We start from the raw sequence: 16,308 nt of genomic DNA on the forward strand, positions 1-16,308 counted from the left end.
CCCCCGCGCCCGGGCGGGCGTGGGGGCGTCGGTCAGGTGTCTCAGGCGGGCGTGGCCGGGAAACGGCCGGTCGGCGGCTCGTCGGTCGGCGGACTGACCGGCGCCACGGACTCGGCCACGGCGGTCGCCTCCCGCGCAGCCGCGGCGGCCTCGGCGGCGGCAGCGGCAGCCGTCTCGGCGACCTCAGGCGCCGGCGAGACCGGGCGGGCGGACGAGACCGCGCCGGCGGTGGCGAGGCCGCCCAGGGCGCCGCCGATGCCCTCCAGGGCCTTGGTCAGCTCGGCGGGCACGATCCAGACCTTGTTCGCCTGCCCGGCCGCGATCTGCGGCAGCGCCTGCAGGTACTGGTACGCCAGCACCTTCGGGTCGGGGTTCGCGTTGTGGATCGAGTCGAAGACCGTCTGGATGGCCTTCGCCTGACCCTCGGCCTGCAGGATCCGCGCGGCCCGGTCGCCCTCGGCGCGCAGCACGGCGGCCTGCTTCTCACCCTCGGCGGTGAGGATCTGCGACTGCTTGTGACCCTCGGCGTTGAGGATCGCGGCGCGGCGGTCCCGCTCGGCGCGCATCTGCTTCTCCATGGAGTCGCGGATGCTCGGCGGCGGCTCGATGGCCTTGATCTCGACGCGGGTGACCTTGACGCCCCACCGGCCGGTGGTCTCGTCCAGCACCGTGGACAGGTGCCGGTTGACCTCCTCGCGGCTGGTCAGGGCCTTCTCCAGGTCCATCGAGCCGATCACGTTACGCAGCGTCGTCACGGTCAGCTGCTCGATCGCCTGCAGGAAGTTGGCGATCTCGTAGGTGGCCCGCACCGGGTCGACGACCTTGAAGTAGAGCACGGTGTCGATCGAGACGACCAGGTTGTCCGAGGTGATCACGGGCTGCGGCGGGAAGCTCACCACCTGCTCGCGCATGTCGACCTTGGTGCGGATCTTGTCCAGGTACGGCACCAGGATGTTCAGGCCGGGCGTCAGCGTGCGCTGGTACTTGCCCAGGCGCTCGACCACGTTCATCTGCTGCTGCGGAACCACCCGGACCGACTTCGCCAGCGTGATCACCACCAGCAGGATGATCGCCGCCGCGATCAGGAACACGATTATCTCGCCACCGCCCACGATCATTCCTTCCACACGAGCGCCGTGGCGCCCTCGACCTCGACGACCCGGACCCGGGCGCCGACCTCCATCACCTGCGTCGCGTCGTACGCGCGCGCCGACCACAGTTCGCCACCCAGCTTCACCTGGCCGCCGGAGCCGGTGACCCGCTCGATCACCGTCGCCTCGGTGCCCTCCAGCGCCTCAACACCCATCTTGGTGTTGTCGGCGTTGCGGTGGATGTGGCGCTTGATCGCCGGCCGCACCGTGAACAGGCCCAACGCGGAAACCACCGCGAAGACGATCACCTGCACGATGGGTGGCGCGTCGAGCGCGGCGGCGGCGCTCGCGCCGAGCGCGCCGGCCGCCAACATGATCAACACGAAGTCGGTGGTAATGATCTCCGCAGCGGCGAGCAGGATCCCCGCGACAAGCCAGATGACAGGCACACGACGATCGTGGCATGCCGTGTCCACCTCCCTCTACCCGTACCTCGCCAGCCGACTGGCCAGTTCAAACCGGACGCCCGGCCAGCATCCGTTCAGCAAGTGCTGATCTGGACATTGCTAATGTGCGGACGCCACCGGAAGAGGGAGAGGGCCAGGCGTGACCCTGCAGTCCCAGACCGTTCACCGCGTCGACGACCTAGTCGCCGGCGCGCAGTCCGAGGGGCGCGTGCCGTCCCTGGTCGCTGGGGTTGTTCGGGACGGGGTGCTGGAGCATGTGAGCGGCGCCGGCGGCCTGCCCACGCCCGACGCCGACACGCAGTACCGGATCGGGTCGATCAGCAAGTCGATGACGGCCGCGCTGCTGCTGCGCCTGCGCGACGACGGCAAGCTCGGCCTGGAGGAGCCGCTCGACCGGCACCTGCCCGGCACGGCCCTGGGCCGGGTCACGCTGCGCCAGCTGCTCGCCCACGCGGGCGGCGCGCAGCGCGAGCCGGACGGCGCGTGGTGGGAGCGCTCCGTCGGCGGCGACCTGCAGTCCCTGGTGGCCGGCACGGGGCCGGAGAAGGCCGCGTGGCCCCCGCTGCGCCGTTACCACTACTCCAACCTCGCGTACGGGCTGCTGGGCGGCGTCGCCGCGAAGGTCGCCGGCACGGACTGGTGGTCGGCCGTCCGGGAACGGCTCCTGGAGCCGCTGGGCATGCCCCGCACGACGTACCAGGCGACGCAGCCGTTCGCCCGTGGGTACGTGGTGCACCCGTGGCACGGCACGCTGCGCGAGGAGCCCCGCCACGACGCCGGCGCGATGGCGCCCGCCGGGCAGCTGTGGTCCACCGTCACCGACCTCGCCCGCTGGGCCGCGTTCCTCGCCGGCCCCGACCCGGAGGTGCTCGCCCCCGCCACGGTGCGCGAGATGGCCTCCCCCGTCGTCCTCGGCGACCCGGAGCGCTGGACCGCCGGGTACGGCCTGGGTCTGCAGCTGTGGCGGCGCGGCGAGCGGGTCTACGCCGGCCACTCCGGGTCGATGCCGGGCTACCTGGCCATCCTCGTGACGCACCGGGCCAGCCGCACCGGTGTGGTGGCGTTCGCCAACGCGTACCGGCTGAGCATGCCGGGCGGCATCGGCGGGCTGGGCCTGCGCCTGCTCGACGCGGTCCTCGACAGCGAGCCGGCGCCGCCCGCACGGCCGTGGCGCCCCGGCGCGGCCCCGCCGAACGACGTCGAGCCGCTGTGCGGCCGCTGGTGGTGGATGGGTCAGGAGTACGAGGCGCACTGGGACAGCGAGTCCCGCGAGCTGGTGCTGCGCTCGCTGGGCCCGACCCCGATGGTGCCGTGGCGGTTCGCGCCGCTGGGCGCCGACCGGTGGCGCTGCCGGTCCGGCGAGAACGACGGCGAGTACCTGAAGGTGCACCGCGGCCGCGCGGGCACGGTCGCCGCGCTCGACATCGCCACCTGGGTGTTCACCCGCGACCCGTGGCCGGCCATGTGAGGGCTATTCCGTCACGAAGTCGATGAGCCGTTCCACGGCGTTGACCAGCGGCGTTTCCACATCGTGCCAGTCGTTGACGGACGCGAGCACCCGACGCCACATGTCGGCGGGCGTGGCCACGCCAAGCGCCGCGCACACGCCCTCCTTCCACGGCTGACCCGGCGGCACGACCGGCCACGCGGTGATGCCCAGCCGGGCCGGCTTGACGGCCTGCCAGACGTCCACATAGGGGTGTCCGGTCACCAGCACGTGCGGCGAGGTCACCCCGGCCACGATCCGCGCCTCCTTGCTGCCGGCCACCAGGTGGTCGACGAGCACGCCGAGGCGCCGGTCGGACGCCGGACCGAACGCGCGCACCGCGTCCGGCAGATCGTCCACACCGGACAACGGCTCCACGACGACACCCTCGACGCGCAGGTCGTCGCCCCAGATGCGCTCCACGAGCGCCGCGTCGTGCAGGCCCTCCACCCAGATGCGGCTCGCCCGGGCCACCCGCGCGGGCGCCCCCGGCACCGCCACCGACCCCGACGCCGTCATGCGCCGCGCCGGCGCGCCCGCCACGGCGGGGCGGCGCAACGTAACGGTCTGACCTTCCAGCAGGAACGCCGCCGGTCGCAGCGGGAACACCCGCCGCCCGCCGTGCCGGTCCTCCAGGATCACCGCGCCCGCCTCGAAACCGACCACCGCGCCGCAGAATCCCGAGTCGGGGTCCTCCACGACGAGGTCGAGGTCCGCGTCCACCTCCGGCACCGCGCGTCGCGGCGTCCGCGACCCGGCGAGTACATCCTGACCGTAGCGATCCCCAGCTCCCATGGGAGCCGACCGTAGTCCGCCACGCCGGTGTCACAACGGCGCGCCACGCCGCTACCGCCGACCGGTCGGACCCCGTTCCGTCGCCTCGACGAGACATGGCCAGGTGGCAGGCCGTACCCTTGCGTTCATGTCCCCCGCACGGACGGCGACCGCCGCCGCGCGCCGGTCCACCCGGCTGGTCAGCTGGGTCAGGGCGTGGCGCGCGGGCATCGTCGCGTACGACGACATGGCCGACGAGGTCGGCAACGACGAGGAGCATCTGGTCGCGGACGCTCCCGGCACCTGGTGCGACGTCCCGTTGCGGGAAGGGCTCGGGGCGCTGTCCCGGCTGCACCCGAACGAGGTCCGCCTGGTGCTGCCGGCCCCCGGCGACCCGCGCGGCCTGCCCGGCCCCGGCCCGTTCACGAGCGCCGCGCTGCTCGCCGGCGAGGGTGTGATCGCCGGCCGGCTGGGCCTGGTGCCGCAGGTGCGCACCCACACGTCCGGCTCGGGCGACACGTTCGAGACCGTGGTCTGGCAGGTCTACCCGCTGCCCGAGGCGCCGTGCCCGACCGGGCACGAGCCGAGCGCCGCCGAGGCCGAGGGCGCCCTGTCCGCCGCGCTGGCGGCGGCGACGGCGCAGCTCACCCGCCTGGACGTGGCGGCGTGGAAGCCCGAGCTGGCCGCCGTGCTCGCCGCGCTGCGGCGCCCGGAGAACGGCGCCGAGCTGCCGCCCGGCTACACGCCCCGGGCCCGCCGGCTGTTCGCCCGCGCCTGCGTCCTCGACCAGGTGCTGGCGCTGGCCGAGGTGGCCGCGCCGGGCGGCGCGGTGAACAACTACGAGATGCAGCAGCGCGAGGAGGCTCTACGCCCCCTCACGGTGGCGTGCCGCGAAGCGCTCGTCGCCGCCTGCAACTCGCCGCTCGAGGACTGACCGGGCCGGTCCCCCGAAAGGGACCGGCCCTGGCTCCGTCCTACTCCGGCCGGCGCTCGATCGGCAGCCGGGATCGGGTCAGCAGACCCGCGCCCAGCATGGCCACCGCCGGGATCGCGATCGCCAGAATGGCGACGTTGGCCCACGGGACCGTGATCGGGAACGGGGCGGGCGAGGGCCACCGTTCGGCGTACACCCGGTTCAGCGCGAACAGCACGGCGGTCGCGACCCCCGTGCCGGCCGCGACGCCCAGGACCGCGCCCAACCCGGCGATCACGCCCGACTGGCTCAGCGACAGCAGCCGGCGCAGGCCCGGCGAGGCGCCCACGGCCGCGAGGGTCGACAGGTCCGCCCGGCCGTCGGCGGCCGCCAGGCCGGTGGCGACCCCGGCCGCCCCGAGCGCCACCACCCCGGCGATGACCGCCAGGATGAGCAGCGTCGGGTCCCCGTTGCCCGACGCGCCGTGCTCCACCACGAGATAGAGCCGGCTGTCCGCCTCCCGCACCGCGCTGCCGGCCGCGTCCTCCTCGGCGACCGTGGGGGCCCGGCGCCCCACCGCGACCAGCGCGTACGGCACGATCTTCGCGGTCGTGCGCGCGGCGAACTGTGGCGACACGATGAGGGCCGACAGCCCCGGGGTCCCGGTGACCGCGTATGCGGGGATGGTGAACCGCTGCTGCTTCGTCACGTCGGTGCCCTCGCGCCAGGTGTCCACCAGGACCGTGGCGGCGCCATCCTTGATCAACTTCGGGTCGGTGACCACGACGCCGCCGCGCTTGAGCATCCCGACCGCGCGGGCCAGGTCGTCGCCGGTGGCACCGGTGACAGCGCTGACCACCGGGGCGCCGTCCGCGACGATCGTGCCCATGCTCCCGGACGCCCACGTCCCGTTCGCGCCGTCACAGCGTTCGTCGCGGGACGCCACCTTCTGCTCGTCCAGCGTGAGTTCGCGCTCCATCGTCGCGAACGGGCACCGACGTTCCGGCGGCAGCTCGGCGAAGGCGTTGTGCCCACAGGCCAGCGGCTTGCTCCCAGGATTCGTCGGCGCCTCGGCGCAGCCGAACGACGACACCGTGAGCACGTCCGACGCCGGCAGGTGGGTCCGCATGGCGGCCGCCACGGCGGTCGTGTCCACCGCCCGGGTGGTGGCGGAGCTACCCAGGTACGACGGGTCGATGGTGACCATCGCGTTGCCGTACGGCAGGGTCGGCGCGTAGCTCGCCCTGTTCTGGGCATCGCTGCTGCCCAGGAAGACGCTCATGGCCATGCTGCCGGCCACGGCGGCCATGACGGCCGAGATGGCCGGGGCGGCCGAGGCCCGGTTGCGGCTCGAGTCGCGCAGCGCGATGCGGGGCGCGACCGGCAACCGGCCGCCGATGCGGGCGATGAGCCCGACGAGCGCGGGGGTGCAGAGCACGAGGCCCAGCTCGCCGAGGATCAGCCCGCCGAGCACGATCTTCTCGTTCGTGTGCCACGCGCCGTACCCGGCGACGGCGCAGCCGAGCGCCGTCATCACGATGCCGAGCGCCAACCACCGCTTGCGGGACCGGGTGATCCCCCGGCGCCCCTGCAGGGCCGCGACAACCGGCTGGCGGGCGGCGACGAACGCCGGCACCAGCGCCGCGAGCAGTCCGGTGATCACGGCGAGCGCCACGATCGCGACGAGCGCCAGCGGGAACACCCGGTAGCCTCCGGCCCGCGACTCGAACAGGTACTCCTCGGCCAACTGCCGGCCGCCGAAGGAGACGAGGACGCCGAGCGCCACGCCGCACGCGGCGCCGAACAGGCCGAGCACGACGCCGTCGGCGAGCACGATGCGCCGCACGTGGGCGTCGGTGCCGCCGCTCGCCGCGACGATCGCGAGCTGGCGCTGGCGCCGCCGGGCGCCCACCGCGAACGCCGGCCCGGCGAGCAGCACCACCTCGAGCACGCACATGCCCGCCACGAGCCCGCCGAGCGCCAGCTCCTCGGGCTCGGGCAGCTCGCTGCCGCCGCCCATCATCGGGTCGTCGATGACGGGCGGGTCCAGCAGCACCGCGCGCGAGCGGACCATGATGCCCAGGGCGTTGAGCCGCTTCACCTCGTCCCAGGTGACGGGGCCCGGCGTGGTGACAAACCACGGCTGTTCGCCCCGGTAGTTGTCCGAGTCCCGGCCCACCGGCAGCGCGCCGGGCGCGAACACGAGGTGTTCGTGGAGCATGTCCGGGAACTCGACGATGCCGACGACCCGGAACGTGCGCGACCGGTCGGCCGTGGTCACGGTGCCGTCCACGTCGGCGCCCAGCCGCTGCACCGCCTTCTCGCTGAGCGCCACCTCGTCGGGGGCGGTGGCCGGGCGGCCGCGCAGCATCGTGACGTACCCGGCGTAGATAGGGTCGGCGACGTCGAGGGCGTGCCCGTTGAGCAGGCCGGTCCCGGCGGCGGTCCGCATGTCGACCCCGGCTTCGGACGGCTGGGCGACGCGACTACCGGCGGGCAGCACGGCCAGCAGGTCGGCGTCCGTCTTCGGCTTCGGGCTGTTCTTGACCTGGACGTCGGAGTACCAACCGCCGTCGCCCGCCGGCTCCTGCGTGATCGGGCCGTCCACCACCCACGACATCGTCGCGTCGGCGGCGCCCAGGGTGCGGGTGACCTGCTCCTGCGCGGACAGCGTGAACATGTCGTACGTGACGGCGGCCGTGGTCAGGCCGGCCACCGGCAACCCGATCATCACGGCGACGAGCGCGGTGCGGCCCTTGGCCCGCCGCGCCTCCCGCCGGGCGATGCGCAGCGCGGTCCGCCACGACGCCCAGGACACTCTGACGCTCATGCTGTGACACCCGGAGTCGCGGTGAGTAGCTGCTCGGGCTGGGCGAGCGGGCCGGAGGTGTCGACGATCCCGCCGTCGCGCAGGAAGATCACCCGGTCGGCCCAGGCGGCGTGGCGGGGCTCGTGGGTGACGAGCATCCCGGCGGCGCCCGCGTCGCAGCGGGTACGCAGCAGGCGCAGCACGCCCTCGCCGGTCTGCGAGTCCAACGCGCCGGTCGGCTCGTCGGCGAGCACGAGCTTGCGCTGGCCGACGAGCGCCCGGGCGATGGCGACGCGCTGCTGCTGGCCGCCGGACATCTCGTCGGGGAAGCGGCGGGCGAGGTCGGCCAGGCCGACGGCCTCAAGGGCGACCATGGCGAGTTCGCGCGCCTTGCGGATGCCGACGCCGTCGAGTTCGGCGGGCAGCGCCACGTTCTCCACGGCGCTGAGGCTCGGCAGCAGGTTCAGCTGCTGGAACACGTACCCGATGGTGCGGCGGCGGACGGCGGCGAGCTGGCGGCGGTTGCACTGGCCGAGCACCTGGCCGGCGACGACGACCTCGCCGCCGGTCGGGGCGTCGAGGCCGCCGGCGAGATTGAGCAGGGTGGACTTGCCGGACCCGGACGGGCCCATCACGGCGACCAGCTCGCCGGCGTTGACCTGCAGCGACACGTCGCGCAGGGCCTGCACGGCGGTCTCGCCCCGGCCGTGGACGCGGTGGACGCCGCGCAGTTCGAGGACGGCGCTCATCGGGTGCCTCCGGGGATGGGGGTGCTGGGTTCGGGGTCAGGTGCGGGCGCCGGCGCCAAAGGGGCGGGCGTGAACCGCGCGAGCGAGGCCTCGCAGTGGTCGAGCCAGCGCAGCTCGCCCTCGGCCTGGAAGATCATCGCGTCCAGCACGAGCCGCCAGGCCAGGTCGGCAGGGCTGTCCGCGCCGTGCCGCAGCCGGGTGTACTCCTGCAGCATCCGCATGCTCGCCGTCCGCTGGGCCTGCACCATGCCGCGCACGTCGACGCCCGGCGTGGTGATCGCCAGCGCGAGCTTGATGGTGAGTTCGTTGCGGGGCCGGTCGCCGTGCTCGACCGGGGTGGCGAACCACCGGGCGAGCTCGGCGCGCCCCGCCTCGGTCACCTCGTACGGCCGCTGCCCCCCGTCGGACTCCGGCAGCGCCCGCACCAGTTCGTCGCGTTCGAGTCGGGTCAGGGTGGTGTAGACCTGCCCGATGTTCAGCGGCCAGGTGCCCCCCGTGGCCTGTTCAAATTCGGACCGCAGCTGGTAGCCGTACCGCGGGCCGCGCTCCAGGAGAGCCAGGAGCCCATAGCGCACACTCATGGATACGGAGTATGCATACTCGGTATGTAGCCAGCAACCCCGCAGGTCGAAAGAGGGCGACGATCAGGGGCGGCCGGGCCGCGCGGGAGCCGGGCAGCACACCTCCGGGCACGCGTCCCAGGTCGGCACCGAACCGAGCACCGCGCGCGGATGACCGGGCGTCAGCCGCTCCCGGACGAGGTCCACGATCATCGCCACGAACCGGGGGTCGGTGCCCGGCGTCGCCGCCCGGGCGTACGCGAGGCCCAGCTTGGCCGCCGTCGCGGCCGCCTCCGTATCGAGGTCCCAGATGACCTCCAGGTGGTCGGAGACGAACCCGATCGGGCTCACCACCACCCCGCCCGCGCCCGCATCGGCGAGCGCCTCCAGGTGGTCGTTGATGTCGGGCTCCAGCCACGGCGTCAGCGGCGAGCCGGACCGCGACTGCCAGACCAGGTCCCACGGCAGGTCGCCGGCCACGAGCGCGGCGGTCTCCCGCAGCTGCGCCTCGTAACGGCCGCCGGTCGGGCCCGCGGACGCGGCCATGGCGGTCGGGATCGAGTGCGCGGTGAACACGACGCGCACCGGGCCGGTCGCCGTCGCGGAGACCTTCGCGAGCGCGGCGCGCAGCGCGTCCGCGTGCGGTCGCACGTACCCCGGATGGTCGTGGAATTGGCGGATCTTGGAGATGACCGGCGCCCCGGCGCCCACGGTCGCGCGGGCCTTCGCGATGTCGTCGAGATACTGCCGGCAGGAGGAGTAGGAGCCGAACGCGCTGGTCGCGAACGCGAGCGCGTGGCGCACCCCGTCGTCGCGCATCCGGGCGACCGTGTCGGCGAGCATCGGGTGCCAGTTGCGGTTGCCCCAGTACATCGGCAGGTCGACGCCGGCGTCGGCGAACGCGGGCCGCAGCGCGGCGAGCAGGTCGCGGCACTGCTGGTTGATCGGCGACACGCCACCGAACCGGTGGTAGTGCCCGGCCACCTCGGCCAGCCGCTCCGGCGGGATGCCCCGGCCTCGTGTCACGTTCTCCAGGAACGGCACCACGTCGTCGGGCCCCTCCGGTCCGCCGAACGAGAGCAGCAGGAACGCGTCGTACTCCATGGTGCCCATCCTGCCCTGGCCCGCGCCGCATACCCTGGCAGGGTGTCCGCATTCACGATCTGGCCCGAGGACGTCGCGTGGCGGCCCGTCTCACCCAAGCTGCTGTGGCTGGAACTGATCTCGCTGGCGATCGCGGTGCTCTGGATCGTCGTGCCGAGCCTGGTCGTCTGGCTCTTCTGGCCGTCCTGGGTCCCGCCCGCGGTGGGCGCAACCGCCGTCGTGGTCGGCGTGGTGCGCGCGGCGCTGCTGCCGCGCGTCATCCGATCGTGGGGGTACGCCGAACGCGCGGATGACCTGCTCGTACGCCACGGCCGGATCGTGCACCGGCTGTCGATCGTCCCGTACGGGCGCATGCAGTTCGTGGACGTCACGGCCGGGCCGATCGAGCGCGCCTTCGGGCTCGCCACCGTCCAGATGCACACGGCCGCCGCGGCGAGCAACGCCCGCGTACCCGGGCTCGACCCGCAGGAGGCCGCGCGGCTGCGCGACCGGCTGACCGCCCTCGGCCATGCCCATGCGGAGGGCCTGTGACCGCACCGGACGCCGCGCGACCCGAGCCGCCGCCGCTGCCATCCGCGCCGCCGGTGTCCGGAGCCGGGCCGCAGCCGCGGCAGCGCCTGCATCCCCTGACCCCGCTGCTGCGCAGCTTCCGCATGATCGCGCTGGCGGTGGCGGCCATCTCGTGGCAGGGCTACAGCAACCTCGGGACGCGGCGCTGGCTGCTGGCTGTCGCGGCCATCCTCGTCGTCACCCTGGTCGGCTCGGCGGTCAGCTGGCTCACCACCGGATACCACATCGTCGACCAGGAGCTGCGCAGCTACGAGGGCCTGCTCAACCGGCGTACCCGGGCGATCCCGCTGGCCCGGCTGCAGAGCGTGGAGGTGGTGCGCTCGGCGCTGGCGCGGCTGTGCGGGCTGGCCGAGCTGCGCCTGGAGGTGGTCGGCGGAGCGAAGACCGAGGCGCCGCTGGCGTTCCTCACGGTCGGCCAGGCCACCGCGCTACGGGCCCAGTTGCTGGCGGCGGCGAGCGCCGCGCGCGGTGCCCCGGCCGCCGCCGTCGACACGGAGGTGGACGCCGATGTCGCCCCCGTCGAGGAGCGCCTGCTGCACCGCGTGTCGAACCGGGACCTCGTCATCTCGCAGCTGTTGCGTCCACAGTGGTGGTTCGTGCCGGTGGCAGCGATCATGCCGATCCTGTTCTTCGCAGCCGACGGCAGCATCAGCTTCGTCGGCCTGGCCAGCACGCTCACCGCGGTCGTCGGCGTTCTCGTGGCGCCGGTCCGCACCGTGCTGGGCGACTGGGGCTTCACCGCCGCCATGGACGCCGACGGGCTGCGCATCCGGCGCGGCGCGCTGGAGACGCGCAGCCAGACCGTCCCGGTCGGCCGGGTCCAGGCGGTCACCGTCACCTGGCCGTGGCTGTGGCGCAGCCGGGGCTGGGTACGCGTGAAGATGGACATCGCGGGCAGCACGGTAAGTGCCGAGGAGAGCGAACGCACCGGCACGCTCCTGCCGGTGGGCACGGTGCCCGCGGCCCGCGAGCTGATCGCCGAGACGCTGCCGGGCTTCGAACTGACGTCGGTGAGCATCGCGCTGGCCCCCCGCCGCGCCCGCTGGCTGTCCCCGGTGGCATACAAGATCCTGGGGTACGGGCGCACCGAGCACGCGTTCGTCGTGCAGCAGGGCGTGATCACCCGCGAGCTGACGGCCGTGTCCCTGGCCCGCGTGCAGAGCGTGCGGGTGCGCCAGGGACCGCTCGAGCGCCGCCTGGGCCTGGCGAGCGTCTTCGTCGACCTGGCCGGCGGCCGGTCGGTCGCCGCCTGGCACCGCGACGTCAACGAGGCCCGCGAGCTGGCGAACGACCTGGCCGCGCAGGCCCGCACGGCCCGGGCAGCACACCCGTAGCTACATCGGCACAGGACACCGCGGGGTGCGACCGACGACCTGTCCGGCCGCGACTGTCGGGGTTACGGTGATGGTGACCGGCGCGCCGAGGCTGGAGTTGCCGGCAGGGTCATCCGCACGCGGTATCAACGTGTGGTCGCCAACGGTCAGCGGGTTGGTAGGGGTGCAGGTCCAGTGGCCGCACACCTCTATGAGCACCGTGCAGATCGGCGTGGCGCCCTCGAGAATCGTGATCGTGCTGCCCGTCTCGCCGGTGCCCGCGAAAGTCGGCGTGGCATCGCCGATGACCTGACCCTGGGTCGGGCTGGTGATGACCGGGACCACGGGCGGCGTGGTGTCGACTGTGAATGTCGTCGAGGCGCCGATGGTGGTGTTGCCTGCCGCGTCTGTGGCGATCGCGGTCAACCGGTGAATGCCGTCGGGGAGCGGGGTAGCGGGGGTACAGGTCCACGTGCCGGCGGCCACGGTGGCGGTACAGACGGAGGTGCGGTTCTCCAGCATGGTGATCGTTGTGCCGGTTTCACCGGAGCCGGAGATCGTGGGCGTAGCGTCGTTGGTGAGCGAGCCGCTGGCCGGGCTGGCAATGGTCGGGGCGACGGGTGGGGTCGTGTCGATGGTGAACGTCGTCGAGGCGCCGACGGTGGTGTTGCCAGCCTTGTCCACGGCCGTTGACGTCAGCGTGTGGCTGCCCGAGGTGAGCGCCGCGGCGGGCCGGCAGGACCACCTGCCGTTGCCGTCCACCGTGGCGGTGCAGATCGTGGTGCCACCCTCGGCCACTGTCACGGTGGTGAAGGCCCCACCCGTGCCCGAGATCGTCGGTGGCGAGGCGGCCAGCGCGGCTCCGTTGGCAGGCGACGTGACAGCGGGAGCGACGGGTGCGGTGGTGTCGACGACGACCGTGACCGGATAGCCCGGGGTGGCGACGTTGATGCCGTCCCGAGCGGTCGGCATGAGGTAGTTGGGACCTTCGATGAGATCAACGGTCGGGGTGCATGACCAGTTGCCGTTGGCATCCGCCGTAGCCGTACAGACGGTGGTGCCGCCGCGCGTTACCGTGATCGAGTTGAGGGGGTCGCTGGTGCCCGTGAGGACCGGCCTCCTGTCGACGGTGACCGTGCCTTCGGTCGGGCCCGTTATCACGGCAGCGGCCGGCGGAAGCCGGGTGAGCGTGAAGTCGTCGATATAGAAGTCCCCCACGTTCTCGATGCTCTCCACATACAGGAGCTCGACGTCTACGGGCGACGTATAGGTGCCACGCAGCTCCACCCAGCTGGCGGCGGTAACGGACATGGCCGGTGAGGTCCAGACGAAATTCGGCATGGTGGTCAGGTGGAGATTCGCCGTCGCGCCGGTCACCATCCGGGCAAAGAGCGAGTACGAGAACTTGACGCGGGCAGGCACCAGCCCGGTCATGCTGCGGTTCGGTCCTTGCCACGAGATGGTGCGGCCGGTGGTCAGCAGGCTGTGGGTGCCGGTGTGGGCCGCTGCGGTGCTGTTGACCGTGTTGAGTCCGGCCTGGCCGGCGGAAGGGGCCCAGCTTTGCGTGGTGCCGTCTTCGAAGTCGGAGGTGAGCACGACGGTCTGGGCCGCGGCGGGAGACGCGATCGTCGTGGCGCCCACGAGAGCCGCGACGATCACGAACACGAGGGCTCTCGACCCGGGGACCCGACCTCTGGACCGCATCCTGCCCTTCCCTGATCAGATGCGCAGCGGGCCGCCGTTGCGGGCGCTGCCGTCCTTGATGGCGATGAGGTTCGCCGACACGTACGGAATGTTGTGCTGTTGGTGCCACGGGCTCGGGAAGTAGGTGACGAGGCGGGAGGCCTGGAACCGGCAGCGCAGCTCAGGCACGTAGCGGGCGAACGAACTGTCGGTGACGTACCAGAACGAGTTCTCGTTGTAGAAGGCCACGTGCGTGGGGTCCTGAAAGGCCCCGCGGCCGTCGGTGCTCGGGGTGAGCGACAGCAGCATCCCGTCCGGGGCGAGCACCCGGTACAGCTCGTTGAATATCCCGATCTTGTCTGGTATGTGCTCCAGGAAGTCCGCCGCCCGGATCACCCCGACGCTGCTGTCGGGCAGCTCGAACCCCTTGGTGACGTCGGCGACCAGCTCCACGCCCGGTTCGGCGTACTGGTCGACGCCGAGGTACCCCTCGCGCTTGTTGTGCGCCGCGCCCAGATCCAGGGCGAGCAGACCGTTGCGCTGGGTCCACGCGAGGGCGTTCGCCTCCACGTACCGGTCGTAGAGTTCAACGGTGCGCTGCTGGATGCGCGCGTTCGTCTCCGTGTCGCGCTGCGTGTTGCGCGCGTGCATCCGCTGCAGGTACAGGCATTCCGGTACGCGTACGAAGTCGCCGACCTGGTAGAGCCGGCACATCAGATCCTGGTCGTCGAGGACGTCGAGGGAGTCGTCGTAGCCGCCGACCTTCTCGTACACCGACCGGCGGAACGCGCGGACGTGGTTCGGCGCGTACCAGATGTAGCTGACGTTGTGCGGCGTTGGCGCGAGGGCGTCGGCGACGAGCAGGTTCATGCCGTCGACGCGCTCGTCGCGGTAGGACCACCCCGCGTCGGCGGCGAACCGCTGCTCGTCCCGACCGCCGTCCTCGGCGATCTGCGCCGTGTCGCTGTAACACAGGCTCGCCTCGGGATGCGCCTCGAACGTCTCGACCATCCGGGCCAGGCACTCCGACGTAAGCAGGTCGTCGTGGTCCAGTTCGACAAGGATGTCCGACGTTGCCAGTTCACACGCCTTCCGCTTGGCCGCACCGACGCCCGTGAGCGAATCGCGCACGGTCACGCGTACTCTCGGGTCTTCTTTTTCCGGACGCCAACGGGCGCCCTGGTTGAGCACGACCACCCACTCCCAGTCGGCCATCGTCTGCGCCTGCAGCGACCGCAGGCACTCGTCGAGGAATCGTGGGTGGTGACTCGGTGTGAAGACGGTAACCGTCGCCATGTGGCCTACTCTCCGGCCGGTCGGTACGGCTTGGGCACCGAGTCGCGCAGTTTCGGGTCGATCGCCACTGCCTTGCTGAAACTGACCTGGGCGCCGCTGGTCTCGCCCGTGCGCAATTGCAGCAAACCCATCCGGAGGTACGTCGTGGATGCCTTGGGATTCAGCAGCACAATTTGTTGGTACAGTCGCATGGCGCCGGCCCGGTCCGTGCCCTCCAAGATAATGGCCTTGTTGTACATGGCCGGCGTGAATCCTGGATCCGTCGCAAGCGCCTTGTCGTAAGAAGCGGCTGCCTCCCGGCTCTTTCTGTTCTGCTGCTGCACGACGCCGAGGTTGTACCAACCGTGCGTGTTTTTGGGATCGATTTCCAGCACACTCCGGAACGTCTTCTCCGCACTCTCCCAATCGTGCTTGTCGCCCTGCTCAATGCCGCGCTGCAGAAGCATCGCAACGCCCTGACTCGCCGTCGCGCCACTCGCCGCTGCCGGCTGCGCCGAGGATTCCCCCGGAGTGCCGGTGCGATCGCTGCTGCACGCAGCACAGACCAGCAACGATAAGGCCGCCAGAGTTGCCCTTACTGACTTCATTCCGCTCCTCAACTCCATGCTGATCGCTACGGGATGGTGCAGACGAGGTACGCATCCGCCGTCACCGTTTGCGTGAAAGCGAATGTCCACCCCGTACCGTTTGTGGACGGTGTGCTGTCCCGCAGGACAACTCCACTCGGGACAGCTCCGGTAAGTCGGTAGCCGGCGTTAACGACACGACCGCCGTTGGGACAGGTGAGGCTTATGGTGGTCGTATTGAAACCGAAGAATCCGATAGGCGTGGTAAAGACCGCTCCGCCTCCGCCAGCGCCCTGTGCGCCCTGAGCGCCCTGAGCGCCCGGTGTGCCCTGCGGTCCGCGAGTACCCTGCACACCCTGCGGGCCCTGCAAACCCTGCAAACCCTGCGGGCCAGTGGCACCCTGCGAACCGGCCGGACCAGACTGGCCCTGGACCCCTTGCGGGCCACGATCACCCAGAACCCCTTGGAATCCTTGAGGTCCTTGGGAACCAGTGGCGCCCTGCGGGCCACCGCCGCCTTGGAAGCCTTGTGCGCCCTGAACACCTTGCGGACCCGGGTCCCCATGGGCGCCGGGGGAGCCCTGAGGACCCGCGGCACCCTGCGATCCAACCACCCCCTGGAAGCCCTGCGCACCGGTCGCGCCCTGCGCACCCGTGGCACCCTGCAGCCCCACCGTTCCCTGAAAACCCTGCGGACCCTGTACGCCCGTCGCGCCCTGAGGCCCTGCCGTGCCCTGCGCACCCGTCGCACCCTGGGGACCGGTTGCGCCCTGCGGACCAGCCGTGCCCTGCGCACCGGTCGCGCCCTGCGGACCAGCGTCGCCCTGGAAACCCTGCGGACCCTGCGGACCAGCCGTGCCCTGCGCACCCGTGGCACCCTGCGGANGGACCCGCTGTGCCCTGAGGACCGGTTGCGCCCTGCGGACC

The 16,308-nt window shown here is 72.2% G+C and carries 14 protein-coding genes; 4 read left to right on the top strand and 10 right to left on the bottom strand.

The window, feature by feature from the left end; all coding sequences use genetic code 11:
• Positions 1-41: 41 nt before the first annotated feature.
• Together ABD211_RS06725 and ABD211_RS06730 are read right to left on the bottom strand one after the other, a co-directional pair.
• Entirely contained in the window at positions 42-1,112 is a 1,071-nt protein-coding gene (locus ABD211_RS06725; RefSeq protein WP_344127346.1) for an SPFH domain-containing protein, read from the bottom strand.
• Between the two features lie 2 nt (positions 1,113-1,114).
• Positions 1,115-1,540: an NfeD family protein gene (locus tag ABD211_RS06730; protein ID WP_344127348.1), complete on the bottom strand. Its 426-nt coding sequence runs from the start codon at positions 1,538-1,540 to the stop codon at positions 1,115-1,117.
• 157 nt (positions 1,541-1,697) lie between these two features.
• Here ABD211_RS06730 and ABD211_RS06735 point away from each other — a divergent pair, with 157 nt between their 5' ends.
• Positions 1,698-3,026 (top strand): serine hydrolase domain-containing protein, encoded by a 1,329-nt coding sequence (locus ABD211_RS06735; protein ID WP_344127350.1) that lies wholly within the window; start codon positions 1,698-1,700, stop codon positions 3,024-3,026.
• 3 nt (positions 3,027-3,029) lie between these two features.
• On the opposite strand, the gene ABD211_RS06740 is transcribed toward ABD211_RS06735, so the two are convergent.
• Positions 3,030-3,839: a DUF3097 domain-containing protein gene (locus ABD211_RS06740; protein WP_344127352.1), complete on the bottom strand. Its 810-nt coding sequence runs from the start codon at positions 3,837-3,839 to the stop codon at positions 3,030-3,032.
• A gap of 127 nt (positions 3,840-3,966) precedes the next feature.
• Between ABD211_RS06740 and ABD211_RS06745 the strand changes: the two genes are divergently transcribed.
• Positions 3,967-4,752, top strand: a complete 786-nt coding sequence (locus tag ABD211_RS06745; RefSeq protein ID WP_344127354.1) for a hypothetical protein — start codon at positions 3,967-3,969, stop codon at positions 4,750-4,752.
• A gap of 40 nt (positions 4,753-4,792) precedes the next feature.
• Here the strand turns inward: ABD211_RS06745 and ABD211_RS06750 are convergent, their stop codons facing one another.
• The 4 genes from ABD211_RS06750 to ABD211_RS06765 form a co-directional block, all read right to left on the bottom strand.
• Positions 4,793-7,561, bottom strand: a complete 2,769-nt coding sequence (locus ABD211_RS06750) for an ABC transporter permease (RefSeq protein ID WP_344127356.1) — start codon at positions 7,559-7,561, stop codon at positions 4,793-4,795.
• Positions 7,558-8,289, bottom strand: a complete 732-nt coding sequence (locus ABD211_RS06755; protein ID WP_344127358.1) for an ABC transporter ATP-binding protein — start codon at positions 8,287-8,289, stop codon at positions 7,558-7,560. The genes ABD211_RS06750 and ABD211_RS06755 overlap by 4 nt, the downstream gene beginning before the upstream one ends.
• Positions 8,286-8,870: a PadR family transcriptional regulator gene (locus ABD211_RS06760; RefSeq protein WP_344127361.1), complete on the bottom strand. Its 585-nt coding sequence runs from the start codon at positions 8,868-8,870 to the stop codon at positions 8,286-8,288. The genes ABD211_RS06755 and ABD211_RS06760 overlap by 4 nt, the downstream gene beginning before the upstream one ends.
• A 63-nt stretch (positions 8,871-8,933) precedes the next feature.
• Positions 8,934-9,953 (bottom strand): ferrochelatase, encoded by a 1,020-nt coding sequence (locus ABD211_RS06765; protein ID WP_344127364.1) that lies wholly within the window; start codon positions 9,951-9,953, stop codon positions 8,934-8,936.
• A gap of 42 nt (positions 9,954-9,995) precedes the next feature.
• Between ABD211_RS06765 and ABD211_RS06770 the strand changes: the two genes are divergently transcribed.
• Entirely contained in the window at positions 9,996-10,484 is a 489-nt protein-coding gene (locus ABD211_RS06770; RefSeq protein WP_344127367.1) for a PH domain-containing protein, read from the top strand.
• Positions 10,481-11,857 carry a PH domain-containing protein gene (locus tag ABD211_RS06775; RefSeq protein ID WP_344127369.1) on the top strand — a complete coding sequence of 459 codons (1,377 nt, stop codon included), beginning with the start codon at positions 10,481-10,483 and terminating at the stop codon, positions 11,855-11,857. The genes ABD211_RS06770 and ABD211_RS06775 overlap by 4 nt, the downstream gene beginning before the upstream one ends.
• Here ABD211_RS06775 and ABD211_RS06780 read toward each other — a convergent pair whose 3' ends face one another.
• The 3 genes from ABD211_RS06780 to ABD211_RS06790 are packed head-to-tail and all read right to left on the bottom strand — an operon-like array spanning position 11,858 to position 15,261.
• Positions 11,858-13,501: an Ig-like domain-containing protein gene (locus ABD211_RS06780; protein ID WP_344127370.1), complete on the bottom strand. Its 1,644-nt coding sequence runs from the start codon at positions 13,499-13,501 to the stop codon at positions 11,858-11,860.
• A gap of 54 nt (positions 13,502-13,555) precedes the next feature.
• The gene (locus ABD211_RS06785; RefSeq protein ID WP_344127372.1) at positions 13,556-14,815 is read right to left on the bottom strand and encodes a glycosyltransferase; all 1,260 of its coding nucleotides are present in this window, start codon (positions 14,813-14,815) and stop codon (positions 13,556-13,558) included.
• Positions 14,816-14,820: 5 nt separating this feature from the next.
• A complete protein-coding gene (locus tag ABD211_RS06790) occupies positions 14,821-15,261 on the bottom strand; it encodes a tetratricopeptide repeat protein (RefSeq protein WP_344127374.1) in 441 nt (146 codons plus the stop codon).
• Between the last annotated feature and the right edge of the window lie 1,047 nt (positions 15,262-16,308).

Source organism: Luedemannella flava (assembly GCF_039528515.1).
Taxonomy (GTDB): Bacteria; Actinomycetota; Actinomycetes; order Mycobacteriales; family Micromonosporaceae; genus Luedemannella; species Luedemannella flava.